The sequence below is a fragment of the Mesorhizobium sp. M1E.F.Ca.ET.063.01.1.1 genome (genome assembly GCF_003998155.1).
Classification (GTDB): Bacteria; Pseudomonadota; Alphaproteobacteria; order Rhizobiales; family Rhizobiaceae; genus Mesorhizobium.
This window is the reverse complement of the sequence record NZ_RZSC01001808.1, coordinates 1-380: the sequence shown is the minus strand read 5'-3', so window position 1 is coordinate 380 and position 380 is coordinate 1. Positions and strand designations below refer to the sequence as shown.

Below are 380 nucleotides of genomic sequence, written 5' to 3'. Positions count from 1 at the left end.
GCGCCGAATTGCGGTCGACATAGGCGTAGCGCATGGCTTCGACCATGACATGCACCGTTCCGGCCGACCCCGCGCCGAGATAGGACAGCGGATAGAGCTCGAGCACGTTGAGGATTTCGCAGATGATGACGCCGCCGGAACTCGGCGGCGGCGAAGAGATGATCTCATAGCCGCGATAGGAGCAGGTCACCGGCTTCAGCTCGCGCACGGCATATTGCTCGAAATCGCCCTTGGCGAGGATGCCGCCCTTGGCCTCGCTTGCCTTGACGATCGCATCGGCGATGGCGCCCTTGTAGAAGGCGTCCGGCCCCTTCTCGGAAATGGCTGACAGAGAGGCGGCGAGGTCCGGCTGGGCGAGCTTCTCGCCGATGCCATAGGGC

At 63.9% G+C, this 380-nt stretch carries 1 protein-coding gene; it reads right to left on the bottom strand.

Translation table 11 applies throughout. The features are described 5' to 3' along the window. A partial coding sequence (locus tag EOA29_RS40965; RefSeq protein WP_189479226.1) for a gamma-glutamyltransferase occupies positions 1 to 380 on the bottom strand: 380 nt, incomplete at both ends.